Source organism: Pseudomonas sp. Kh14 (assembly GCF_900291005.1).
Lineage (GTDB): Bacteria > Pseudomonadota > Gammaproteobacteria > Pseudomonadales > Pseudomonadaceae > Aquipseudomonas > Aquipseudomonas alloputida.
Genome location: NZ_OLKJ01000004.1, coordinates 150,390 through 173,253 on the forward strand (window position 1 = coordinate 150,390; position 22,864 = coordinate 173,253).

At 59.5% G+C, this 22,864-nt stretch carries 18 protein-coding genes and 1 tRNA gene; 3 read left to right on the forward strand and 16 right to left on the reverse strand.

Going from position 1 to position 22,864, the window contains the following annotated elements:
- Window positions 1-670: 670 nt before the first annotated feature.
- The 8 genes from FQ668_RS29175 to rpsU form a co-directional block, all read right to left on the reverse strand.
- Window positions 671-913: a TraK family protein gene (locus FQ668_RS29175; RefSeq protein WP_369333824.1), complete on the reverse strand. Its 243-nt coding sequence runs from the start codon at window positions 911-913 to the stop codon at window positions 671-673.
- A gap of 916 nt (window positions 914-1,829) precedes the next feature.
- Window positions 1,830-2,048, reverse strand: coding sequence for a hypothetical protein (locus FQ668_RS01220; protein WP_028633554.1), 219 nt, complete (start codon window positions 2,046-2,048; stop codon window positions 1,830-1,832).
- A 227-nt stretch (window positions 2,049-2,275) separates the two neighbouring features.
- A complete protein-coding gene (locus FQ668_RS01225; protein WP_144179850.1) occupies window positions 2,276-3,343 on the reverse strand; it encodes a site-specific integrase in 1,068 nt (355 codons plus the stop codon).
- A 126-nt stretch (window positions 3,344-3,469) separates the two neighbouring features.
- A tRNA-Ile gene (locus FQ668_RS01230) sits at window positions 3,470-3,546 on the reverse strand.
- A gap of 16 nt (window positions 3,547-3,562) precedes the next feature.
- Complete coding sequence (locus tag FQ668_RS01235) at window positions 3,563-7,306, reverse strand: bifunctional diguanylate cyclase/phosphodiesterase (protein ID WP_014589437.1); 3,744 nt, start codon at window positions 7,304-7,306, stop codon at window positions 3,563-3,565.
- A 127-nt stretch (window positions 7,307-7,433) separates the two neighbouring features.
- Entirely contained in the window at window positions 7,434-9,284 is a 1,851-nt protein-coding gene (gene rpoD / locus FQ668_RS01240; RefSeq protein ID WP_003255578.1) for an RNA polymerase sigma factor RpoD, read from the reverse strand.
- A gap of 67 nt (window positions 9,285-9,351) precedes the next feature.
- Window positions 9,352-11,334 (reverse strand): DNA primase, encoded by a 1,983-nt coding sequence (dnaG, locus tag FQ668_RS01245; protein ID WP_010951735.1) that lies wholly within the window; start codon window positions 11,332-11,334, stop codon window positions 9,352-9,354.
- Window positions 11,335-11,639: 305 nt separating this feature from the next.
- The gene (gene rpsU, locus FQ668_RS01250) at window positions 11,640-11,855 is read right to left on the reverse strand and encodes a 30S ribosomal protein S21 (RefSeq protein ID WP_003255575.1); all 216 of its coding nucleotides are present in this window, start codon (window positions 11,853-11,855) and stop codon (window positions 11,640-11,642) included.
- Between the two features lie 204 nt (window positions 11,856-12,059).
- On the opposite strand from rpsU, the gene tsaD reads away from it, so the two are divergent.
- Window positions 12,060-13,085, forward strand: coding sequence for a tRNA (adenosine(37)-N6)-threonylcarbamoyltransferase complex transferase subunit TsaD (gene tsaD / locus FQ668_RS01255; RefSeq protein ID WP_014589440.1), 1,026 nt, complete (start codon window positions 12,060-12,062; stop codon window positions 13,083-13,085).
- Window positions 13,086-13,102: 17 nt separating this feature from the next.
- On the opposite strand, the gene plsY is transcribed toward tsaD, so the two are convergent.
- Entirely contained in the window at window positions 13,103-13,672 is a 570-nt protein-coding gene (plsY, locus tag FQ668_RS01260; protein ID WP_014589441.1) for a glycerol-3-phosphate 1-O-acyltransferase PlsY, read from the reverse strand.
- Between the two features lie 74 nt (window positions 13,673-13,746).
- Here plsY and folB point away from each other — a divergent pair, with 74 nt between their 5' ends.
- Together folB and folK are read left to right on the forward strand one after the other, a co-directional pair.
- The gene (folB, locus tag FQ668_RS01265) at window positions 13,747-14,103 is read left to right on the forward strand and encodes a dihydroneopterin aldolase (RefSeq protein WP_004576188.1); all 357 of its coding nucleotides are present in this window, start codon (window positions 13,747-13,749) and stop codon (window positions 14,101-14,103) included.
- Window positions 14,094-14,603: a 2-amino-4-hydroxy-6-hydroxymethyldihydropteridine diphosphokinase gene (gene folK / locus FQ668_RS01270; RefSeq protein WP_003255569.1), complete on the forward strand. Its 510-nt coding sequence runs from the start codon at window positions 14,094-14,096 to the stop codon at window positions 14,601-14,603. The genes folB and folK overlap by 10 nt, the downstream gene beginning before the upstream one ends.
- 248 nt (window positions 14,604-14,851) lie before the next feature.
- On the opposite strand, the gene FQ668_RS01275 is transcribed toward folK, so the two are convergent.
- The 7 genes from FQ668_RS01275 to apaG all read right to left on the reverse strand — a co-directional run bounded on the left by FQ668_RS01275 (window position 14,852) and on the right by apaG (window position 22,804).
- Window positions 14,852-15,958 carry a multifunctional CCA addition/repair protein gene (locus FQ668_RS01275; protein ID WP_053868169.1) on the reverse strand — a complete coding sequence of 369 codons (1,107 nt, stop codon included), beginning with the start codon at window positions 15,956-15,958 and terminating at the stop codon, window positions 14,852-14,854.
- A gap of 55 nt (window positions 15,959-16,013) precedes the next feature.
- A complete protein-coding gene (locus FQ668_RS01280) occupies window positions 16,014-17,582 on the reverse strand; it encodes a SpoVR family protein (RefSeq protein WP_010951740.1) in 1,569 nt (522 codons plus the stop codon).
- Complete coding sequence (locus FQ668_RS01285) at window positions 17,579-18,850, reverse strand: YeaH/YhbH family protein (RefSeq protein WP_003255564.1); 1,272 nt, start codon at window positions 18,848-18,850, stop codon at window positions 17,579-17,581. The genes FQ668_RS01280 and FQ668_RS01285 overlap by 4 nt, the downstream gene beginning before the upstream one ends.
- Window positions 18,851-19,005: 155 nt before the next feature.
- A complete protein-coding gene (locus FQ668_RS01290) occupies window positions 19,006-20,928 on the reverse strand; it encodes a PrkA family serine protein kinase (RefSeq protein WP_003255563.1) in 1,923 nt (640 codons plus the stop codon).
- Window positions 20,929-21,210: 282 nt separating this feature from the next.
- Window positions 21,211-21,543 carry a thiosulfate sulfurtransferase GlpE gene (glpE, locus tag FQ668_RS01295; protein ID WP_010951742.1) on the reverse strand — a complete coding sequence of 111 codons (333 nt, stop codon included), beginning with the start codon at window positions 21,541-21,543 and terminating at the stop codon, window positions 21,211-21,213.
- Window positions 21,544-21,557: 14 nt separating this feature from the next.
- Complete coding sequence (locus tag FQ668_RS01300; protein ID WP_014589444.1) at window positions 21,558-22,424, reverse strand: symmetrical bis(5'-nucleosyl)-tetraphosphatase; 867 nt, start codon at window positions 22,422-22,424, stop codon at window positions 21,558-21,560.
- The gene (apaG, locus tag FQ668_RS01305; RefSeq protein ID WP_003255559.1) at window positions 22,424-22,804 is read right to left on the reverse strand and encodes a Co2+/Mg2+ efflux protein ApaG; all 381 of its coding nucleotides are present in this window, start codon (window positions 22,802-22,804) and stop codon (window positions 22,424-22,426) included. Before apaG ends, FQ668_RS01300 begins: the two co-directional genes overlap by 1 nt.
- Window positions 22,805-22,864: the final 60 nt, after the last annotated feature.

The following is a 22,864-nucleotide window of genomic DNA, read 5'->3' on the forward strand; positions in this document are numbered from 1 at the left end:
GCGAATTGATCGCGCTGACTCAAGAGGGGTAGGGCTTTTGTCCATGGCTTATGGACGACCTAACCTCTGCTGTGAACGCTAGATGAGCCGTGCTCTCTCGACTCTCGAATGTGTTGGAGCCTAATGGGGGCGGCCGTCTGCCATCGTACCGCTGATGGGTGAAGCCGGCTTGCCATGTGTCCGAAAATGCTTCTAAACATCTGGGCATGGCTAGTGAAGTGTTGATCGTGGACCAGTCAATATTTTTGCAGGTTTTAGCGTTGTGGAGGGACGCGATCAGGTTTTCAGAATGCCTCTTCCTTGGCAAATGTGAGCGACCGAAGAGGTTTCTCCAAATTTTTCGAATGCATTTCTTTCGCTCATTGGTGCGCTTCAACTGACCTTCCGTTGTCAGCGTTGCTGCAGCTACCGCTTCACAGAGCAAAACAGCATTGAGCGCCGTAGGCGCGAATACGCCAACGTGAAGTTAGCTAACCGACTTATCGGTTAGCTAACTTCACCTGTCTTGCCCTGAATATTCGTGTAGCTGAAATGAGCGTCAGTAGTGAACTCAGGCGTGCAACATGTATGCTACAGCGTTTAATTATTAGCTGATCGCTTAAATAAAGGAAATGATCGGGTTTTGAACTCTAGGGCAACGATTGTTCGGCTAAGCAACGGTGTTCAATAGCTATTGAACACCGCAGTTTTTAGGTAGTAATTTCCTGGCGTAACGACGAAAAGCTTGATAGCCAAAGTCGATAGATCCTTCATCATGCAAAGTCTTCCAGATCCCTAGTAAGGACCAACCACCTTCAATCGCTTGCAGAATTTCCTCGCGTAGCAAGATGAACTTGGCCAAATTGGTACTCGGGTCTGAAGGAGGGTAGGTCGCGATTACTCGTTCCGCGATCCGTATGGTAAGGGGTTTCATCTCAACCTCATGGATGACTAAATCTCAGAGCTAGCGCTTGGTTTCTCATTTGTCAAAATTCGGACTGGTGATGTGCCAGAGCTAGACCTATTTGTCCTTAACTTCTTCAAGTACTCCTTTCCTACGGTCGACCGGTTCTCGTTCTTGACACTTGACGGGCCTATTTCCGGGTTGTCTGTCGAGGTAAATTGAGGTGCGTTATCGTCACGCCTAGGTTTCCCCGCAGGTGCTCGGTCCTTGAAGTTGTAGCTGCCATCTCGATATCGCTTGATGATTCGGTGAAACCACCGGACTGCTGTGGTTTTGATAGATCCCGCTTTGATCGCAGCCGACAGTTCGTCCAGCATGCGTTGGTGGTCAACGGGAGCAACCTGCTCCAGCGCCTTGAAAATTTGGCTTCTCGTTTCAGCTGATACCAATGCCGTCAACCGCAGCGGCGGACCATCGGCTACCGGTACATCGTCGAGGGACGTAGTAGTTTTCTTATTTCTTGGTTTTATTGCTTTGTTAGTATTTATATGTGCTTGTTTCCCCAGGTGCGGCTGCTCCGTGTGCGGTTTATCCATGTTCGGGTTATCGCAATATGGTGCAGCGGAGGCTTGGCTATTGGGCTCGTCAGATATATGCCATACCGTTTTTTCGAATCGGCCTCGGGAGTCATGGGTGCGCTTGATACTCAAGTAGCCTGCGTCCTCCAACTCCTGTAATCCGCTCCTGGTTGCGGCTGTACCAGTGCCGTTTTTCTTAGATAGCGATTCCACCGTCAGGTATGGGTAGCCTGGAGGTAGTGATAGTAATTTCACAAGTAGGCCCAACGATTTCCAACTCAGGTTTGAGTCGCTTATTACATCGTTAGGGATGATTGTGAAATGGCTGGATACCTTTCTTTTTACAACTAGGGATATAGACATCTTCGTCAGCCCTGCTCAAGCACCTTGGCTACATCTGCGGTTCTGAAATAAATCCTCCTGCCAATTCTCACCTTACAGGGGAGGAATTTTCTCGATACCTCATTGTCGCCACTCAGACTGATCCTCAAGCCATCCTTGCTTCTGTGTAGCACCTCCGCAAGCTGTTCGAGGGACAAGAGTGGAGCCCCAGAGAATAAGTCGCGTATATATTCTTCAGTGGTCATGCTAGGTGTCCTCCGCTTAATTTCGGATATCCTATGACACCTAGCGCAAATTTATAAAGAACTTTTTGAATATTGGCTTGACAGCGGGATGGTTTAGCTATAGTTCTCCGTTCTTGTTTTAGCTCAACTTGTTTAAAGTCGTAGCTGTTTTAGCCGCTAAATTTGAACCTCACCTCGTGTGGTGCGGCTATAGTGCTGAGTTTAGCTAAGCTGTTTTGATTTTTTAGCTAAACTTTTTTGTTATTTGACATGTTGTCCAGCCGGGCTACTAGATCTTCGGAACGTAGATGTGTGTATCTTTTCAACATTTGCATCGATTTGTGGCCGCTGATGCTTGATACCTCTTGGTCGGAAAGACCACCTTCCACCAAGCGGCTGACAGCCTCATGCCTCAAGTCGTGAAATCTAAAGTCGGATAGCTGAAGCTTCTTAACCAACAGCCCCCAGATTTTTGTGAACGCATAGGGGCGGCGCTTTCCATCTCTACCGGGCTCACCGAAAAACACCAAGTTGCACTCGCTAGGGCGAGCTGGATTCATCATCGCGGCTCTGAAAAGCTCTGTGGCTCGCTTGCTCAGTGGCACAGTTCGTTGACCATCATTTTTCGTGTCGACCAGTCTTACGATGCGTCGCTCTGTATCCACCTGAGTTCTGCGTAGCGACGCGATTTCACCTGAGCGCATACCAGTTTCCAGAGCGATGCCAACGATCCACCCAAGCATTGGATTGCTGTGCCGATTCACCTCTGCGAACAGCCGCCGTTCCTCATCCGGCGAGAGCCTACGATTGCGACCCTCTCCGGGGCTTGGCTTGCGTATATTCAACACGGGGTTAAACGTCAGGCCGAGCCCCCACTCCTGGATAGCGACCGTGAAAACGTGGCTCAGTAGAGCCAGCTCCAGGCGAACGGTGTTGTTGCTGGTCGTGCCCGCGCGGCCTGGCTCGTTAAGGCGCTTGTCGCGATAGTTGGCAATGGTTTCAGCGGAAAGGGCTGCGAGAGAATACTTGCCCAGATGCTCCGTTAGCTTTTTAGCCTTGGAGATCTCACCGCGTTGAGTCGTAGGCTTCTTTGTGGGTGTAATGTCGGTCAGGTAGCGCTTGAGCGCTATTTCCAGCGTCATGCGCTCAGAGCCGTTGCGCTGGATGTACACACCGCGCACCATCTCGTCTTCGGTACGTCGTGACCAATCCTCAGCGTCGCGTTTGGTGCGGAAGGTTTTGGCGTTGGTCGGCCATCCGGTCTTGCGGATGACGGCCTTCCAGGTGCCGGCGGGGGTTTTGACGATTGTGGCCATCTGAAGGACTCCAAAGGCGTGCAAGCGAAGCCGCACTGTACCTAATTTGTACCTTCGGACCATAGGACTGATCCGGCTGCCACAAACCCAAAAAGCCGAAAGCCGCGTAATACGCGGCTTCAAGGTTGGTGGGCCCACACGGACTCGAACCGTGGACCAAAGGATTATGAGTCCTCTGCTCTAACCGACTGAGCTATAGGCCCTCAGTAAGTGGGCGGATTATAACGAGGGTTTCGCACCTGTGCCATCTGAAAGATCCGATAGTGCTATGCGAAGAAACGCGGCTGCGAATTCCTCTGGGGGTAGCGGGAGGCTGACGATGTAACCCTGGATCTGCTCGCAGCCCTCGGCCGCCAGAAAACGTTGCTGGGCCTGGTTCTCCACGCCTTCGGCAATGATGGTCAACTGCATGCTGCGGCCCAAGGCAATGATCGCCCGGGCGATGGCGGCGTCGTGTGGATCGTCGGGCAGGCCGCGGATGAACGACTTGTCGATCTTGAGAATGTCCAGCGGCAGGCGCTTGAGGTAGCTGAGCGAGGAATAGCCGGTGCCGAAGTCATCGATGGCCAGCTGTACGCCGAGTTTCTTCAGTTGGTACAGCACGGCCAGGGCCTCTTCTGCCTGGCTCATGATGAAGTTTTCGGTGATTTCCAACTGCAGGTCACCGGCCTTCAGCTGATGGTGCTTGAGCAGTTGTTCGATGCGCCGTGCCAGGTGCGGGTGGCGCAGCTGGGCGCCGGCAAGGTTGATCGACAGCGGGCCGAAGGGTTCGTAGTGCTGCTTCCAGGCCTGCATCTGCCGGCAGGCTTGCTCCAGTACCCAGTCGCCGAGCTGCAGGATGGTGCCGTTCTCTTCCGCCAAGTGGATGAAGTGTTCCGGCGGTACCTCACCAAAGGTCGGGTGGCTCCAGCGGATCAGCGCTTCGGCACCTACCAGGCTCTGGGTCTTCAGGCTGAGCTTGGGCTGGAAGCACAGGCTCATTTCGTTGCGTTCGACGGCCCGGCGCAGCTCATGCTCCAGGGCGATGCGCTCGCTGGCCTGGGCGGTGAGGTCGCGGGTGTAGGCTTCGACGCGGTTGCGGCCTTTGGCTTTGGAGCGGTACATGGCGGCGTCGGCGTTGCGGATGAGTGTGGAGACGTCGGTGCCATCCTGTGGGTAGAGGCTGATGCCGATGCTGGCGCTGGTGAAAAATTCATGCTCGCCGGCCTGGAACGGTGCGTTGAAGCAGGCCAGTAGTTTGTTGGCGATAGTGCTGGCGTCACTGGGCTTGTGCAAGCCGGGCAGCAGAATGATGAATTCGTCGCCACCCAGGCGGGCTACGGTGTCAACGTCGCGTACCTGCTCTTTCAGGCGCTGGGCGATGCCCTTGAGCAGCAGGTCGCCGACCGGGTGGCCAAGGCTGTCGTTGATGTGCTTGAAGCGGTCGAGGTCCAGGAACAGCACTGCGCCCTGGCGGTTGGACACCTGCGCGCAGGTGAGTACGCCCTGCAGCCGGTTTTCGAACAAGGTGCGATTGGGCAGGCCGGTCAGTGGGTCGTGGTGGGCCTGATAGTCGAGTTTGGCCTGGGCGTGCTTGATGCTGGAGATGTCTGCAAAAACCGCCACGAAGTGGGTGATCTCGCGGTCGCTGTTGCGCACGGCGCTGATGGTCAGCCAGCTTGGGTAAAGTTCGCCGTTCTTGCGCTTGTTGTAGATTTCGCCCTGCCAGTGGCCCTCGGCGGTAAGCTGGTGCCACATGGCCAGATAGAAAGCGCTGTCGTGCTGGCCAGAGGCGAGCAGGCGCGGGGTCTGGCCAAGGGCCTCGATCTCGCTGTAGCCGGTGATTTCGCTGAAGGCGCGGTTGACGGCACTGATGCGCTGGTCAATGTCGGTTATCAGCACGCCTTCGGCAGTGTTCTCGAACACTGTGGCGGCTAGCTGCAGCTTTTCTTGCATCAGGTGACGCTCGGTGATGTCGCGGGCGATGGTCAGCATGCAGTCGACGCCGGTAATCGGCAGGGGGCGGGCAGACAGCTCGCACAGTCGGATCTGCCCGTCGCTGCGGCGGATATGGCAGGTGAAGTCGCGCACGAAGCCGTCGCGGTTTAGCTGGTCGACCAGGCGTTTGCGCTCGTTGAGGTCGACCCAGATACCCAGGTCCAGCGAGGTCTGGTCGATGGTTGGGTTGAGGTCGTAGCCGGTGAGGCGGCAGAAGCCTTCGTTCACCTCCAGCAGCAAACCGTCGCTCTGGCGCGACAGCAGCAGGCCGTCGGGCGAAGCGTGGAAGGCCTTTGCGAACTTTTCTTCTGAAGTTTGCAGCTGCTGCTGGGTCTCCTTGAGCTGGCTGATGTCGCGTACTGCCACTACCAGCGCGGGCGTGCCGTCCAGTTCGAAGGTTTCAGCCGAAGTCAGGCCAGTGAACAGTTGGCCGTTGCTGCGGCGGAAGCTCATTTCCAGGTTACGGATACCCCCTTGGTGCAACCTTTCAAGCAGGAGCGGGCCACTGCCCTCTACGCCCCACAGGTCAAGGTCGGTGGCAGTGCGGCCAATGACCTGGTCTGGGGGCAGGCCGATCTGCTCTTCGAAAGCCTCGTTCACCTCCAGCAGGCAGCCATCGCTGTGGCGAGCGATCAGCAAGATATCGGGGCACTGCTGGAATACCGAGGCGAACTTCTGTTCGGACAGGCGCAGGGCGTCCTCAGTGCGCTTGGTTTCGCTGATGTCGATCATCAGCCCGCGCATCACTGGCTGGTGGCCGTGCTCGATCATGCTGACGATGTTGCGTACCCAGAGGGGCTGACCGTCAGCCCGGATCACCCGGTAGTCCAGGCTGTGGTCGCGCCCCGCTGCGGTCTCGCTGTCGCAGTAGGCCTGGGCCCAGAGCGCGTCCTCCGGGTGCAGGATGCTGCGCCAGAAACCGGGCCTGAGCCAGTCACTCAATGGGTAGCCAAGCAGGTCTTCGGCATGGGGTGAAACATAGCTGTAGGTGAAGTCGTTGGCATCGGCTTCCCAGGCGATCGCTGACAGGCTCTCGACCAGGCCGCGGTAGTGGTATTCGCTGCTGCGCAGTTCTTGCTCCAGGGCGATGCGCCGGGAAATTTCCGAGCTGAGCCGGCGGTTGATGCGAATGACCACTGCCAGCACAGCCATCAGCAACAGCACCGTTGGCAGGCCATACACCAGCAGGTCGGACCAGAACATCCGCTGGTCGACCACATTGCCCACCCAGTGCTGCTGGATCTGGCTGATTTCGCTGCTGCTCATGTCGGCCATCACTTTGTCGAGAATGCCGACCAGTACGCTCTTGTCGCGGGGAACGGCCATCGCCAACTGGTAGCGGTAGGGCGTTTCGCCGCTGACGTAGAGGCCGTCGAGCTTGAGTTGGCGCAGGCTCCAGATACTGGAAGCGAGGTCGCCGACCACGGCATCCACTTGGTCGGTGGCCAGGGCTTGCAGCGTGGAGCTGACGTTTGGTAGGGCAACCAGGTTGAGGTCCGGGTGGTGGGTACGCAGCAACTCGTGCGGGGCGTAGTTCTCGACCACGGCAATTTTCAGGCCGTACAGGTCAGCCAGCTTGCGCGGTTGCGCGCCGCCTTTGTGCGCGAGGATGACAATGGGGAAGTCGAGGTACGGGCGAGTGAAAGCCAGGAAGCCCTGGCGTTCGGGGGTGGACATGATGCCGGGCAGCAGGTCGATACGGCTTTCCCGCGCCTGCACCAGCACCTCGGTCCAGCTGCTGGGTTCGACCGGTTTGAACGTCACGCCCAGGCGCTGCTGGATCATGGCGATGTAGTCGGCGGCCAATCCCTGGTACCGGCCCTCCTGGTCGCGAAACTCGAACGGTGGCCAAGAGGCGTCTACACCCAGTTTCAGCTGCGGGTGGGCAGCCAGCCAGGCGTTCTCCTCATCTGTCAGGGTCAGGGCGCCGGCCGTTGTGTTCCATAAAATCAGGATCAGCAACAGAATGGCCGGCTTCAAGGACATGGCAGCCTCGCACTCAGGTGGTCTGAAGTCGAGTGTAGACGGGCATTGCTGCTGGTGTGCAACGGAAGGCGGGCTTTATGTCTCGGGCCACTAAAGAAAAACCCCGGCCTGGGCCGGGGTTTTGTCATCACTCGTCGAGGAAGGAGCGCAGGTGCTCGCTGCGAGTCGGGTGGCGCAGCTTGCGCAACGCCTTCGCTTCGATCTGACGGATCCGCTCACGCGTTACGTCAAACTGCTTGCCCACCTCTTCGAGGGTGTGGTCGGTGTTCATGTCGATACCGAAACGCATGCGCAGCACCTTGGCTTCGCGTGCAGTCAGGCCCGAGAGCACGTCACGGGTGGCTTCCTTGAGGCTTTCGACCGTGGCCACGTCGATCGGGGACTGCATGGTCGAGTCCTCGATGAAGTCGCCCAAGTGCGAATCTTCGTCGTCACCGATCGGGGTTTCCATGGAGATCGGCTCTTTGGCGATCTTCAGTACCTTGCGGATTTTGTCCTCAGGCATTTCCATGCGCTCGCCCAGCTCTTCCGGAGTCGGTTCGCGACCCATTTCCTGCAGCATCTGGCGGGAAATACGGTTGAGCTTGTTGATCGTCTCGATCATGTGCACCGGAATGCGGATGGTGCGTGCCTGGTCGGCGATCGAACGGGTGATCGCCTGACGGATCCACCAGGTGGCATAGGTCGAGAACTTGTAGCCGCGACGGTATTCGAACTTGTCCACCGCTTTCATCAGACCGATGTTGCCTTCCTGGATCAGGTCGAGGAACTGCAGGCCACGGTTGGTGTACTTCTTGGCGATGGAAATCACCAGACGCAGGTTCGCCTCGACCATTTCTTTCTTGGCGCGGCGGGCCTTGGCTTCACCGATCGACATGCGACGGTTGATTTCCTTGATCTCGGCAACGGTCAGGCCGGTTTCGGTCTCAAGGTCGATCAGCTTCTGCTGGCAAGCGACGATGGCAGCGTTCTTTTCACCCAGGGCGGCAGCCCACTTGGTGTTGCGCTTGGCCAGGTCACCGCTCCAGGTCTGGTCGGTTTCGTTGCTTGGGAACATGCGCAGGAAGTCGGCTCGCGGCATGCGGGCGTCACGTACGCACAGCTGCATGATGGCGCGTTCCTGCTGTCGCAGACGGTTCAGGGCGTCACGGACACGCTCGACCAGTACCTCGAACTGCTTCGGTACCAGCTTGATCGGCATGAACAGGTCAGCCAGGGCCTGCAAGGCCTCGATGCTTTCCTTGTGGTTACGACCATTTTTCTTCAGGACCTTGGAGGTTGCCTGAAGCTGATCGGATACCGCACCGAAGCGTTGGGCTGCGACGACCGGATCCGGGCCGCTCTCGGCCTCTTCCTCGTCGTCACCGCTTTCGGATTCTTCTTCGTCGTCGTCGGACTCTTCCTTCGCCGCAGCGGCCTTGGCACCTGGGATCGGCACTTCTTCGGTTGGCGCGGCAATGTTGTCGTCAGGGTCGATGTAACCGCTGAGAACGTCCGACAGGCGGCCACCCTCGGTGGTGACGCGATCATATTCGCCGAGAATGTAGTCGACAGTGCCCGGGAAGTGGGCGATTGCGCCCATGACTTCACGAATGCCTTCCTCGATACGCTTGGCGATTTCGATCTCGCCTTCGCGGGTCAGCAGCTCGACAGTACCCATTTCGCGCATGTACATGCGCACCGGGTCGGTCGTGCGGCCGATATCGGTTTCAACTGCCGCCAATGCAGCAGCGGCTTCTTCGGCCGCGGCTTCATCGGTGTCGGCTTCCGCCAACAGAAGGGCATCCGCATCCGGAGCACTCTCGAATACGTTGATCCCCATGTCGTTGATCATGCGGATGATGTCTTCCACCTGTTCCGGATCTGAAATATCCTCAGGCAGGTGGTCGTTGACCTCCGCGTAAGTCAGGTAGCCCTGCTCACGACCGCGGGTGATCAACTCTTTGATACGAGACTGCTGTTGCGCTTTTCCGGACATAACACCCTATCCACTGAAGGTCTTGGCGGGCAAAAAACAAGCCGAGGATTATACCCGAGCATGGGCCTCACGCGCCAGATGAGGTCGGCGTTTGTGCGGGAACATTTCGGCTCAGCAGGGCGAGGAGCTGGGTTTTTTCCTCGCTGGTCAATTCGCTTTGACGTGACTTCCTGAGCAATTGTTCCAGGCTGCGCTCGCGTTGGCGGGCGGACAAGCTAGTTATAGTGTCGAAAAACTGTTGTTCAAGGTTATCGGCCACGATAAGCCATTCCTTTTCCGCCAGGGCCCGCAGCAGGCGGCCCTGTTCGGTGCCATGCCAACGTGCGATCAACTGCATTGAGCTTAGCCCAGGATTTTTCTGTGCGGCTTCGATCAACGCCACCAGCAGCTGGCTGTACAGGTGTTCTTCGTCGGCGAAGTGGCTGGCATCTTCCACCTTGCCTGCCAGCAGTGGGTGGTGCAGCAGGGTGCGCAGCGCGGCCAGGGTGGGCGGCTCGACCGGTGCTGGCACGCGGGGAGGTGCTTCGTCGCGTTGCTGCCAGGGCTTGCCGCCTTTGCGGTTCTTGTCCCAGGGTTTGTCGCTCCACGGCTTCTTGCTGCCCCCCTTGTTGGGTTTCCATGCCTGCTCCTGATGAACGGGGGCATAGTCGTGCTGCGGCATGTCGCCGTAGTCGGGGGTGTAGCTGGCCATGGCGTCGTAGTCGTAGCCAGGGTCGTAGTCCGGCATGCTGCTGGTCGCCGGCGCTTGTTGCGCCAGCTGCTCGACCTGCTGCGGGTCGAGGCCGGTGATTTCCTTCAGGCGGTTGCGCATCAGCTGGCGCAGGTTGGCGCCGGGGATCTTTTCGATCAACGGTGCGGCCAAGGTCGCCATATGCGCCTTGCCTTCCAGCGAGCGCGGGTCGGCTTCGACGCCAAGTTGCTCGAAGAAGTAGTCGGCCAGCGGTTGGGAATGCTGGTTGATACGGGCCATGAAGGCGTCGGTACCTTCGGCACGCACCAGGCTGTCCGGGTCTTCGCCTTCGGGCAGGAACAGGAAGCGCGCGCGACGGCCGTCCTGCAGGTTCGACAATGTCGATTCCAGTGCGCGCCAGGCCGCCTTGCGCCCAGCCTGGTCGCCGTCAAAACAGAACAGCACGCTGGGCACCACGCGGAACAGGCGCTTGAGGTGCTCTTCGCTGGTGGCGGTGCCAAGGGTGGCCACGGCATTGCGCAGGCCTTGCTGGGCCAGGGCAATGACGTCCATGTAGCCCTCGACGACGATGATCTCGTCGAGGTTGCGGTTGTGCTTGCGCGCCTCGTACAGCCCGTACAGCTCCTGCCCCTTGTGGAACACCGGGGTTTCCGGGGAGTTCAGGTACTTGGGCTTGTCGTCGCCGAGCACCCGGCCACCGAAGGCGATGATGCGCCCGCGGCTGTCACGTATCGGGAACATCACCCGGTCGCGGAAGCGGTCGTAGCGCTTGCCGCTCTCGGCGTTCTCGATCAGCAGGCCGGCATCGATCATCACCTTCTGCTGCAGGGTGTCGGCACCCAGGTGCTTGAGCAGGTTGTCCCAGCCGGGTGGGGCAAAGCCCAGGCCGAAGTCGCGGGCAATTTCCCCGGACAGGCCGCGCCCCTTGAGGTAGTCCACCGCTGCCTTGCGGGACGGGTGACTGCGCAGGGCCTGGCGGTAGAACTCCGAGGCGGCGTCCAGTAACGGGTACAGTGGCGAGTCAGTGGGCTGGCGCGGCTTCTGGTCGCGGCGGCCTTGCTCGCGGGGCACTTCCATGCCGGCGGCGCGGGCCAGTTCCTCGACGGCCTGGGGAAAGTCCAGGTTGTCGTGGTCCATGACAAAGCCCAAGGCGTTGCCACCGGCGCCACAGCCGAAGCAGTAGTAGAACTGCTTGTCGGGGCTGACCGTGAAGGACGGGGTTTTTTCTTTGTGGAACGGGCAGCAGGCGGAGTAATTCTTGCCGGTTTTTTTCAGCTGGACACGCGAACTCACCACGTCGACGATGTCGAGGCGGTTGATCAGGTCGTCAATGAAACTCTGGGGAATCAGCCCGGCCATGGCAGTCTCGTTATCTGGCAACTGGCAAGTCTAATCGCTCACGCGCCGTAGGGGGCGAGTGCTGCTTGGGGAAGTGCGAGGGAATGTGTGCTCGTCGCCAGCCCCTAAGGGCTCGTCAGTCGGACGTGCACGTCTGGTCATACAGCTAAGGAGGACCAGCTCTGACGTTTCAGGCAGGTTGCCCATGATGCAGTTCGCATGAAGCTTGTGCAGGGCCTTGAGCTAGCTGCTCAAGTTTGAAACGACCACTGCCATCGCCCGGGGGTTAGCCGGGCAGGGCAGAAGCTTTGCGTTGAACGTCTGTATTAGTACAGACGAACGGCGCGGCGCTGTTCGCGCTGAACTTTCTTGGCGTGACGCTTAACAGCAGCAGCTGCTTTGCGCTTACGCTCTGCGGTCGGCTTCTCGTAAAACTCGCGGCTACGAACTTCAGCCAGTACACCGGCTTTTTCGCAGGAGCGCTTGAAACGACGCAGAGCTACGTCGAAGGGTTCGTTCTCTTTAACTTTGACGGCTGGCATCCAGGGCTACCTTAATTCATTACCGGGGTAGACGTGCTCCTGGCAAAACAAAGGTGTGCTGGAGAACGTCGGTTTTCAAGGGTTGCGGATGTTAACCCTTAGCAAGCCGGAATGCAAAGCCTCTGATCGAAAACCGCTGGTCGGCACCCGACACGGGGACTATCATGCGCGGCTTCGAATTCAGCCCCCACAAGGGACGAGCCCATGCTAGTACTGGGATTGGAAACATCCTGCGACGAAACCGGCGTCGCATTATACGACAGTGAACGCGGTTTGTTGGCCGACGCACTGTTCAGCCAGATCGACCTGCACCGCGTCTTCGGCGGCGTGGTGCCCGAGCTTGCCTCGCGTGATCACGTCAAGCGCATGCTGCCGCTCATCCGCCAGGTGCTAGACGAGGCAGGCTGCGTTGCCACCGAAATCGACGCCATCGCCTATACCGCGGGCCCCGGCCTGGTCGGCGCCTTGCTGGTGGGCGCTTCCTGCGCCCAGGCGCTGGCCTTTGCCTGGGACATCCCGGCGATCGGTGTGCACCACATGGAGGGGCACCTGCTGGCGCCCATGCTGGAAGAAAACCCGCCCGAGTTTCCGTTCGTCGCTTTGTTGGTTTCCGGTGGGCATACCCAGCTGGTTCGGGTCGATGGCATCGGTCAGTACGAACTGTTGGGCGAAAGCCTGGACGATGCTGCCGGTGAAGCGTTCGACAAGACCGCCAAGCTGATCGGCCTCAATTACCCTGGTGGTCCGGAAATCGCGCGTCTGGCCGAGCAAGGTGTGCCTGGGCGCTTCGTGTTCCCGCGGCCAATGACCGATCGGCCAGGCCTGGAATTCAGCTTCAGTGGCCTCAAGACCTTCGCCCTGAACACCTGGCAGCAATGCAGGAATGCTGGCGACGACAGTGAGCAAACCCGTTGCGACCTGTCCCTGGCATTCCAGCAGGCGGTGGTGGAGACTTTGACCATCAAGTGCAAGCGGGCGCTCAAGCAGACCGGCCTCAAGCGGCTGGTCATCGCGGGTGGCGTGAGTGCCAACAAGGCCCTGCGCGCGTCCCTGGAGGACATGCTCGGTAGCATCAAGGGCAACGTGTACTACGCGCGCCCGCAATTCTGTACCGACAATGGTGCGATGATCGCCTACGCCGGTTGCCAGCGCCTGCTGGCCGGGCAGCAGCAAGACCTGGCGATCAGCGTGCAGGCACGCTGGCCGATGGAACAGTTGCCGCCGCTGTAAGGTAGCGCGTCGAAGGTTCAGAAGTGCCGTTCGCGCCCTGCAAACAAGTCGCGCAGGTTGTTGCGGTGGCGCCACACGATCATCACAGTCAGTACGCTGATCGGCAGCAGGGCCTCGGGCTCGCGCCAGGCCAGCAATGGCAAGGTGAGTGGCGTGGCAATCAGTGCAGCCAGTGAGCTGGTGCGCGTGAGGTAGAAGGTCAGCAGCCAGGCGCCGATGGCCAGCAGCGCGGCCGGGAAATACAGGCCCATGAGCATGCCGGCAGCCGTCGCCACGCCCTTGCCACCCTTGAAACGGAAGTACAGGGGGAACAGGTGGCCCAGCACCGCGCATATGCCCACCCAGGCCTGCGCATGCAGGTCCAGCCCGGCAGCGCGGGCGAGCAATACCGGCAAAAGGCCCTTGCACAGGTCGCCAAGCAGGGTCAGGATCGCCAGTTTACGGCCTGCCAGGCGTAGCATGTTGGTGGCGCCGGCATTGCCTGAGCCGCTGGAACGCGGGTCCGGGCTGCCCGAGAGGCGGCTGAGAACAATGGCGAAGGACAGCGAGCCAAGCAGGTAGGCGAGCAACGCCAGTAACCAAAACATGCTAACTATTCCGGGCGAGGACGCCCTGATTCTAACGGCGCCAGTCGCCCTTGTCGTGCTGTGGAGAGAAGTGCTTGGACAGAGTGTTCATCGAAGGCCTGGAAGTCGATACCGTCATCGGTGCCTATGACTGGGAGCGGGATATTCGCCAGTGCTTGCGCCTGGACCTGAGCTTTGCCTGGGACAACCGCCCGGCCGCCGCCGGAGACGACCTGAACCTGGCGCTGGATTACGCCAGTGTGTCGGCGCGCATCCAGGCGTTTGCCGAACAGGCCCGTTTCGAGCTGGTTGAGACATTTGCCGAGCGCCTGGTGGCAACCCTGATGGACGAATTCCACATCCCCTGGGTGCGGTTGAAGCTGACCAAGCCGGGCGCGGTGCCGGCGGCCCGTGGTGGTGTTGGCGTGGAGATCGAGCGCGGATGTCTCTGAGCACGGTTTACCTGGGCCTGGGCAGCAACATCGACCGTGAGGCGCATTTGTGCGCCGGGCTCGATGCGTTGGCTGGCATCCTGACTGACATGCGCTGTTCACCGGCCTTCGAAAGCCAGGCGGTGGGCATCAAGAGCGGACCGTTCATCAACTTCGTGGTGACCGGGCAAACCGCGTTGCCGTTGATCGAGCTGGACCGCCGGCTGAAGTTCATCGAGGCCGACAATGGCCGCTATGCACCTGACCGCAAAGGGTTGCCGCTGGATATCGACGTGCTGATGTATGACGATTTGCACGGTACCTTCGATGGGCTGGTATTGCCCCGTGCCGAGATCCTGAAGAACGCTTTTGTGCTGTGGCCGCTGTCGTTGCTGGCGCCCGACCTGGTGCATCCGGGGGTGGGCAAGCGCATGGCGCAGCTGTGGCAGGAAGCGCAGATCGATCAGGTACTGGCCCCGGTGGCCTTTGAGTGGCGCGGGTTGCAGTTGACGCCCGCTTGAGCCTGTATCGGCCTCTTCGCGGGGTAAACCCGCTCCTACAACGGGCTGAGCCCAACCTCTGATGTGTGCCCCCTGTAGGAGCGGGTTTACCCGCGAATACGGTGGCGGCTGCGACGGTGAACCGCGGGTGGAAATTGGCCAGCAGGTCCGGCCCTTTCGCGGGTAAACCCGCTCCTACAACGGGCTGTGCCCAAACCTCGATGTGTGCCCCTGTAGGAGCGGGTTTACCCGCGAAGAGGCCGGTAGGTCTAACCGCGCTGGTAAGCCTCGAGCGCTTTCAGCCGTTCACCTTTGAGTGCCTCGCCCAGCGCCTGACCCGTCAGCCCGGCTTGCACCAACGGCTTCACATCCACCGCTCGCACCGCCGCTGCTGCGCCTCGCAGGTAATCGGCCTGTGGGTAACCCTGCTTGCCATCGCCCCGCGCCGCCATCTCACAAACGGCCAGAAAATCCTCAAATCGCTGCGGTCGTCGGTAAACATCGAACTTCTGCAACAGCTCCAGCAGTGCCGTGGCAGGCAGTTCTAGCGCCTGATTACCCTGCGCCAGGCATTCCCCGGCCAGCATGGCCAGTTCCTGGCACTCTCGCGGTGCCTTCAGGCGCTGGTTGACGGCTTTGATCGATGTCGGTGGCAACCCTCGCAACAGGCAGGCCCAGCGCACGTGCAGCGGTTGTTCGTGCGCCGCCGCCTGCTCCAGTGCCGCCAATGTCCGGGAGCCGTCATCGAGCTCAGGCAGCAGCTCCTGTAGGGCCCCACACGCGCTCAGCACCTTGAAGAATACCTGCGGTTGCACTTCCATCAGCGCGCGCTCGATTTCCTTCCAGCTGCGTTCGGCAGTGAGTGCCTGCAGTTCGCCTGAGGCGCTGATCTGGCGCATCAGCGCCAAGGTTTCATCGGCAACCCGGAACCCCAGTGGTGCGTAACGGGCAGCAAAGCGTGCAACGCGCAGCACCCGCAAAGGATCTTCGGCGAATGCCGGGGAAACATGGCGTAGCAGGCGTTGATCCAGATCGTTCTTGCCTTGGTAGGGGTCGTAGACCGTGCCCGCCTCATCCTCGGCCATCGCATTGATGGTGAGGTCGCGGCGGATCAGGTCCTCTTCCAGGGTTACGTCGGGGCTGGCGTGAAAAGTGAACCCGCCGTAGCCTCGCCCACTCTTGCGCTCGGTGCGCGCCAGGGCGTATTCCTCACCGGTTTTCGGGTGCAGGAACACCGGGAAATCGGCTCCCACCGGCCGATAGCCCTTGGCGAGCATTTCTTCGACGGTGGCGCCCACCACCAGCCAGTCGATATCGCTGAAAGGGCGGCCGAGCAAACGGTCGCGCACGGCGCCGCCAACTTTGTAGATGTGCATGTGCAGCTCTCCATAACTGCCGACAGGATAACCCGTCGGCGGTCATGGGGTTGCATCAGAGGTGGTGGATAACGGCCAGGTCCATGCGGCCGTAGTCGGCGCTTTCGCTATGCTCGCCGCGCGGCGGCATGTGGTGAGTACTCATCACTTGCTCGCCTTGCACGGTCTCCAGGTGGATATCGAAGCCCCACAGGCGATGCAGGTGCTTGAGCACTTCGTCGGTCGAGTCGCCCAGCGGTTTGCGGTTGTGTTGCTGGTGTCGCAGGGTCAGCGAGCGGTCTCCGCGGCGGTCGACGCTCCAGATCTGTACGTTCGGTTCACGGTTGCCCAGGTTGTACTGCGCTGCCAGCTGCTCCCGAATCACCCGGTAGCCGGCCTCATCATGGATGGCGGGCACCAGCAGGTCGTCGCGCTGGTCGTCATCGAGGATGCTGAAGAGCTTGAGGTCGCGCATCACCTTGGGCGACAGGTACTGCAGGATGAAGCTCTCGTCCTTGAAGCTGCTCATGGCGAACTTGATGGTAGAAAGCCAGTCGCTGCCGGCAATTTCGGGGAACCAGTGGCGATCTTCCTCGGTGGGGTTTTCACACATGCGGCGGATGTCGGTGTACATCGCAAAGCCCAGTGCGTAGGGGTTGATGCCGCTGTAGTACGGGCTGTCGAAACCGGGCTGGAACACCACGCTGGTGTGCGACTGCAAGAACTCCATCATGAAGCCTTCGGTAATCAGCCCCTCGTCGTACAGGTCGTTCATCAGGGTGTAGTGCCAGAAGGTTGCCCAACCTTCGTTCATGACCTGGGTCTGGCGCTGCGGGTAGAAGTACTGGGCGATCTTGCGCACGATGCGCACTACTTCACGCTGCCAGGGCTCGAGCAGCGGGGCGTTCTTCTCGATGAAATACAGGATGTTTTCCTGCGGTTCGGCGGGGAAGCGCCCCTCATCCCGGTCGTTACCCTTTTCGGCATTTTTCGGAATTGTCCGCCAAAGGTCGTTGATCTGACGCTGAAGATGCTCTTCACGCTCCTGTTGCCGGCGCCGCTCTTCTTCGGCGGAAATAGGATAAGGCCGCTTGTAGCGGTCGACACCGTAGTTCATCAGGGCATGGCAGGAGTCGATCAAGTCCTCCACAGCATCGATACCGTGGCGCTCCTCGCACTGGGCGATGTACTGCTTGGCGAACACCAGATAGTCGATGATCGAACTGGCGTCAGTCCAGGTACGGAACAGGTAATTGCCTTTGAAAAAACTGTTATGGCCGTAGCAGGCGTGCGCAATCACCAGTGCCTGCATGCACATGGTGTTTTCTTCCATCAGGTAGGCGATACAAGGGTCGGAGTTGATCACGATCTCGTAGGCCAGGCCCATCTGGCCGCGGCTGTAGGACTTTTCCGTACTGAGGAACTGCTTGCCGTAGGACCAGTGGTGGTAGCCCAGCGGCATGCCGACAGAGGCGTAGGCGTCCATCATCTGCTCGGCAGTGATGACCTCAATCTGGTTGGGGTAGGTGTCCAGGGCGTAACGCTCGGCCAAGCGGCTGATTTCCCGGTCGTAGGTCTGGATCAGCTCGAACGTCCACTCGGACCCAGTGGAAATGGGTTGGCGTCTCTGTGCTCTGGCGGTCATGTGGCTAACCTGCGCTGGAAGAGTTCACGGAAGACCGGGTAGATATCGCCGGCCGATACCAACTGCTGCTGGGCGAACGTGTCGGGGAAAGCATCTCCGATACGCTCGTATTCATACCACAGCGCCTGGTGTTCACGGGGGGTGATCTCAACGTAAGTGTAGTACTGCACATGCGGCATGATCTGTTTGGAGAGGATGTCGCGGCAGATGGGCGAGTCGTCGTTCCAGTTGTCGCCATCAGAAGCCTGCGCGGCATAGATGTTCCAGTCGCTGGCCGGGTAGCGCTCGGCCATGATCTCCTGCATCAGCTTGAGGGCACTGGAGACGATGGTGCCGCCGGTTTCCCGCGAGTAGAAGAACTCTTCTTCATCGACTTCCCGGGCACTGGTGTGGTGGCGAATGAACACGACCTCGATGCGCTCGTAGTTACGCTTGAGGAACAGGTACAGCAGGATGAAGAAGCGCTTTGCGATGTCCTTGGTGGCCTGGGTCATCGAGCCGGATACGTCCATCAGGCAGAACATCACTGCCTTCGAGCTGGGGTTGGGTTGCTTGACCAGCAGGTTGTACTTGAGGTCGAAGGTGTCGAGGAAGGGCAAGCGGTTGATACGTGCCTTCAGGCGCTCGATTTCCTGTTCGACTTCCTGAATATCGGTGAAATTGTCTGGTTCTTCGACCCGCAGGCGATCGAGTTCCTTTTGTGCTTCGCGCAGCAGGGCGCGGCTGCTGCCGGTCAGGGCGATACGCCGGGCATGGGCCGAGCGCAGGGTGCGCACGATGTTGATGCGTGACGGGTTGCCTTCGTTGGCGATGCCGGCGCGAACGGTCTTGAAGGTGTCGGCGCCCGTCAGGTGACGTTTGACCAGGTTGGGTAGCTCAAGGTCTTCGAACATGAATTCGAGAAATTCTTCCTGGGTGATCTGGAAGACGAACTCGTCCATGCCCTCGCCGGAATTGCCGGCCTTGCCGCGACCGCCGCCACCTCCACCGCCTTGCGGCCGTGGGATGTGTTCACCGGCAGTGAATTCTTTGTTGCCAGGATGCACGATGGTCTGTTTGCCCCCACGACCATGATGCAAGACCGGTTCGTCGATGTCGCGCCCGGGAATACTGATCTGCTCGCCGTGTTCCATATCCATGATGGAACGGCGGCTCACCGCCTCTTCGACGGCCTTCTTGATATGTTCGCGGTACCGCCGCAGGAAGCGCTGGCGGTTGACCGTGCTCTTGTTCTTGCCGTTCAGGCGTCGGTCTATAACGTAGCTCATGGTCCCTCCGGTGACTGGATGCAGCTGCAACCCACAAGCTGCAAGCCACAAGCTTCAAGCTGCAAGAAAGAGCAGCCACCGCCGCTGCAAGCTGTGACGCGGGCAGCAATGCCAACGCCAGGCAGCTTGCAGCTTGCGGCTCGTAGCTTGCCGCTTTATTGCGATTTCCTGACCCGCAGGTACCATTCCGACAGCAGGCGTACCTGTTTGTCGGTATAGCCACGCTCCACCATCCGGGTGACGAAGTCGTTGTGTTTCTTCTGGTCCTCTTTGCTGGCCTTGGCGTTGAAGCTGATGACCGGCAGCAGGTCTTCGGTGTTGGAGAACATTTTCTTCTCGATCACGACCCGCAGCTTTTCATAACTCAGCCAGCTTGGATTCTTGCCATTGTTGTTGGCGCGTGCGCGCAGTACGAAGTTGACGATCTCGTTGCGGAAGTCTTTCGGGTTGCTGATGCCAGCCGGTTTCTCGATCTTTTCCAATTCCTCGTTGAGCGCAATTCGGTTGAGAATTTCGCCAGTTTCCGGGTCGCGGTATTCCTGATCCTGAATCCAGAAGTCTGCATACAGCACGTAGCGGTCGAAGATGTTCTGGCCGTATTCGCTGTAGGACTCCAGGTAGGCGGTCTGGATTTCCTTGCCGATAAACTCGATGTAGCGCGGTGCCAGGTATTCCTTCAGGTAGCGCAGATAGCGTTCGCGCACTTCAGCTGGGAATTGCTCCTGTTCGATCTGCTGTTCGAGGACATACAGCAGGTGCACCGGGTTGGCGGCAATTTCGTGTGGGTCGAAGTTGAACACCTTGGACAGAATCTTGAAGGCGAAGCGAGTCGACAGGCCGTTCATGCCTTCGTCGACACCCGCAGAGTCCCGGTATTCCTGAATCGACTTGGCCTTGGGATCGGTGTCCTTGAGGTTTTCCCCGTCGTAAACGCGCATCTTGGAATAGATATTGGAGTTCTCGGGCTCTTTCAGGCGCGAAAGCACAGTGAACTGAGCCAGCATCTTGAGCGTATCTGGCGCACAGTGGGCCTTGGACAGCGAGCTGTTGACCAGCAGTTTGTCGTAGATCTTGATTTCATCGCTGACCCGCAGGCAGTACGGCACCTTGACGATATAGATCCTGTCGATGAACGCTTCGTTGTTCTTGTTGTTACGGAAGGTGTGCCACTCCGATTCGTTGGAGTGCGCCAGCAGAATACCGGTATAGGGGATCGCTCCAAGGCCTTCGGTACTGTTGTAGTTGCCTTCCTGGGTGGCGGTGAGCAAGGGGTGCAGGACCTTGATCGGCGCCTTGAACATTTCGACGAATTCCATCAGGCCCTGGTTGGCCCGGCACAGCGCGCCCGAGTAGCTATAGGCATCGGCGTCGTTCTGTGGGTATTCCTCAAGTTTGCGGATATCGACCTTGCCGACCAGGGCCGAGATGTCCTGGTTGTTTTCATCGCCGGGTTCGGTCTTGGCAATGGCGATCTGGTTAAGAATCGACGGGTACAGCTTCACCACCTTGAACTTGGAGATGTCACCGCCAAACTCCTGCAGGCGCTTGGTGGCCCAAGGCGACATGATGGTGTTGAGGTAGCGCCGTGGGATGCCGAACTCTTCCTCGAGAATGGCCCCATCTTCGGTGGCATTAAACAAGCCCAGAGGTGACTCGAATACCGGCGAGCCCTTGATCGCGTAGAAGGGCACCTTTTCCATCAGCTGCTTGAGTTTTTCCGCCAGCGAGGACTTGCCGCCGCCTACCGGGCCCAGCAGATAGAGGATCTGTTTCTTCTCTTCCAGGCCTTGGGCGGCGTGGCGGAAGTACGACACTATCTGGTCGATGCACTCTTCCATGCCATGGAAGTCGGCAAAGGCCGGATAGCGGCGGATAACCTTGTTGGAAAAGATGCGCGACAGCCTGGAGTTGGTAGAGGTGTCGATCAGCTCTGGCTCACCGATGGCCAGCAACAGCCGTTCGGCCGCCGATGCGTAGGCACTGCGATCCTCTTTGCACAGCTCGAGGTACTCCTGCAGCGAGAGTTCTTCCTGGCGCGTAGACTCGAAACGTTGTTGGAAGTGGCTAAAAATACTCATGACGTCACCTCGCTCGATACGTGGAGACGACGCCGGATCAGTCAGCTGATGCTGGCATGCAACCGGGTTGGCCGATTGCTGTATACCCCCCAGAACACCCTGTAACGCTACCGATGACCCGCACGCCGGTGTACCGGCTCTCCCCTTTTTGGATGGCCTGAGCTTAAGCGTAGTTGGTTATCTGCAAGGTAAAGGGGCGAGAAAGGCAGAAGTTACGAACGACCGTTCGTCAGATAAGCCGCAAGCCCGCGCGGGGCACGGGCTGCAGGGGAAAATAAAAAATTATTCAGCGTTGCCCTGGGCGGTCTCGGCCGGGTAGGTCGCGCGCCACAGTTCGAAGCCGCCGTCCACGCTGTACACGTCGGAGAAACCCTGGCCTACCAGGTAGGCGGCAGCACTTTGGCTGGAATTGCCGTGATAGCAGACCACCAGGGTTGGCGCGTCGAGGTCGGCGTTGCGGATGAAATCAGCGACCGAGTGGTTATCCAGGTGCCGGGCGCCGGTGATGTGGCCGGCGGCAAAGGCCTGCGGGTCGCGAATGTCGACGACGACCGCACCTTCTTTCTTGCGAAGCTCCAAGGCCTGCTCAGGAGGGATGCGCTTGAATTCGCTCATGGGTACTACTTCCTTCAGGTGTGGTCGTTGAGTGTAGTGGGTTGTGCCGGCTGGCGCAGGGTGCCGTCGTCGGCGCAGTCGCAGCGGTGGTATTGGCCGCTGTCGACGTTGTACAGGGTCATGGCGCCGCCCCATACGCAGCCAGTGTCCAGGGCGATGACGTCGGGCTCGGTGACCTCACCCTGCAGAGCGGCCCAATGGCCAAAGATGATCTTCACGTGGCGTGAGCGGCGGTCCTTGTGCGCGTACCAGGCTTTGTAGCCTTTGGGCGCGCTACCCAGGCCTTCCTTGCTCTTGAGGTCGAGTTTGCCATCGGCCGTGCAGAAGCGCATGCGGGTGAAGTAGTTGGTGATGACCCGCAGGCGTTCGACGCCGGCGAGGTTCTTGCTCCACTTGTTCGGCTCGTTGCCATACATGCCGTCGAGGTACAGCTGCAGGCGGGTGTCGTCACGCAGCACTTCCTCGACCTCGGCAGCGAGCTCCAGGGCTTTGCCAAGGGTCCATTGTGGCGGTATGCCGGCGTGAACCAAGGCGATGCCGCGGGGCTCGTCGTAATGCAGCAGCTTTTGCTGGCGCAGCCAGTCGAACAGCTGGTCGGCGTCCGGCGCTTCGATGATCTCGCGCAGTGTGTCGCTTTTCTTGAGGCGCTCGACGTTGTGCCAGGCGGCCAGCAGGTGCAGGTCATGGTTGCCCAGCACGCAGACCAGTGAATGACGGATCGAGTACAGGAAGCGCAGGGTTTCCAGTGACTCGGGGCCGCGGTTGACCAGGTCGCCGACCAGCCACAGGCGGTCGACGGCGGGGTTGAAACTGACGCGATCGAGCAGGCATTTGAGTGGCTGCAGGCAGCCCTGCAGGTCACCGACGGCGTAGGTGGCCATCAGTGCAGCGCTCCGGGCACTGCCAGCCGGAAGGGGGCAATCTCTGCGTCGAAGCGCTTACCGTCTTCGGCGAACATCTGGTAGCTGCCCTGCATGGTGCCAACGCGGGTGCTGATGACGGCACCACTGCTGTAAGTGTGGCTCTGGCCAGGGTCGATGTTGGGTTGCTGGCCAACCACGCCGGCGCCGCGTACTTCCTCAACCTCGCCGTCACCGTTGGTGATCAGCCAGTGGCGCGACAGCAACTTGGCACTGAGCGAGCCGTTGTTCTGCACGGTAATGGTGTAGGCGAAAGCGAAGCGACTGTTTTCGGGGTCGGATTGTTCTTTCAGGTAGCGGGTCACGACGCTGACGTCGATTTGATAGCGGGGGTCGGACATGCAAGGGCCTTGGGCGAACTGACGCAATAATGCAGTCTAGGCCATTGGGAGGGGGGAGGG

Coding starts and splice junctions, on each gene's coding strand:
- FQ668_RS29175 (WP_369333824.1), bottom strand. CDS start 913: ATGAAACCCCTTACCATACGGATCGCGGAACGAGTAATCGCGACCTAC.
- FQ668_RS01220 (WP_028633554.1), bottom strand. CDS start 2,048: ATGACCACTGAAGAATATATACGCGACTTATTCTCTGGGGCTCCACTC.
- FQ668_RS01225 (WP_144179850.1), bottom strand. CDS start 3,343: ATGGCCACAATCGTCAAAACCCCCGCCGGCACCTGGAAGGCCGTCATC.
- FQ668_RS01235 (WP_014589437.1), bottom strand. CDS start 7,306: ATGTCCTTGAAGCCGGCCATTCTGTTGCTGATCCTGATTTTATGGAAC.
- rpoD (WP_003255578.1), bottom strand. CDS start 9,284: ATGTCCGGAAAAGCGCAACAGCAGTCTCGTATCAAAGAGTTGATCACC.
- dnaG (WP_010951735.1), bottom strand. CDS start 11,334: ATGGCCGGGCTGATTCCCCAGAGTTTCATTGACGACCTGATCAACCGC.
- rpsU (WP_003255575.1), bottom strand. CDS start 11,855: ATGCCAGCCGTCAAAGTTAAAGAGAACGAACCCTTCGACGTAGCTCTG.
- tsaD (WP_014589440.1), top strand. CDS start 12,060: ATGCTAGTACTGGGATTGGAAACATCCTGCGACGAAACCGGCGTCGCA.
- plsY (WP_014589441.1), bottom strand. CDS start 13,672: ATGTTTTGGTTACTGGCGTTGCTCGCCTACCTGCTTGGCTCGCTGTCC.
- folK (WP_003255569.1), top strand. CDS start 14,094: ATGTCTCTGAGCACGGTTTACCTGGGCCTGGGCAGCAACATCGACCGT.
- FQ668_RS01275 (WP_053868169.1), bottom strand. CDS start 15,958: ATGCACATCTACAAAGTTGGCGGCGCCGTGCGCGACCGTTTGCTCGGC.
- FQ668_RS01280 (WP_010951740.1), bottom strand. CDS start 17,582: ATGACCGCCAGAGCACAGAGACGCCAACCCATTTCCACTGGGTCCGAG.
- FQ668_RS01285 (WP_003255564.1), bottom strand. CDS start 18,850: ATGAGCTACGTTATAGACCGACGCCTGAACGGCAAGAACAAGAGCACG.
- FQ668_RS01290 (WP_003255563.1), bottom strand. CDS start 20,928: ATGAGTATTTTTAGCCACTTCCAACAACGTTTCGAGTCTACGCGCCAG.
- glpE (WP_010951742.1), bottom strand. CDS start 21,543: ATGAGCGAATTCAAGCGCATCCCTCCTGAGCAGGCCTTGGAGCTTCGC.
- FQ668_RS01300 (WP_014589444.1), bottom strand. CDS start 22,424: ATGGCCACCTACGCCGTCGGTGACCTGCAGGGCTGCCTGCAGCCACTC.
- apaG (WP_003255559.1), bottom strand. CDS start 22,804: ATGTCCGACCCCCGCTATCAAATCGACGTCAGCGTCGTGACCCGCTAC.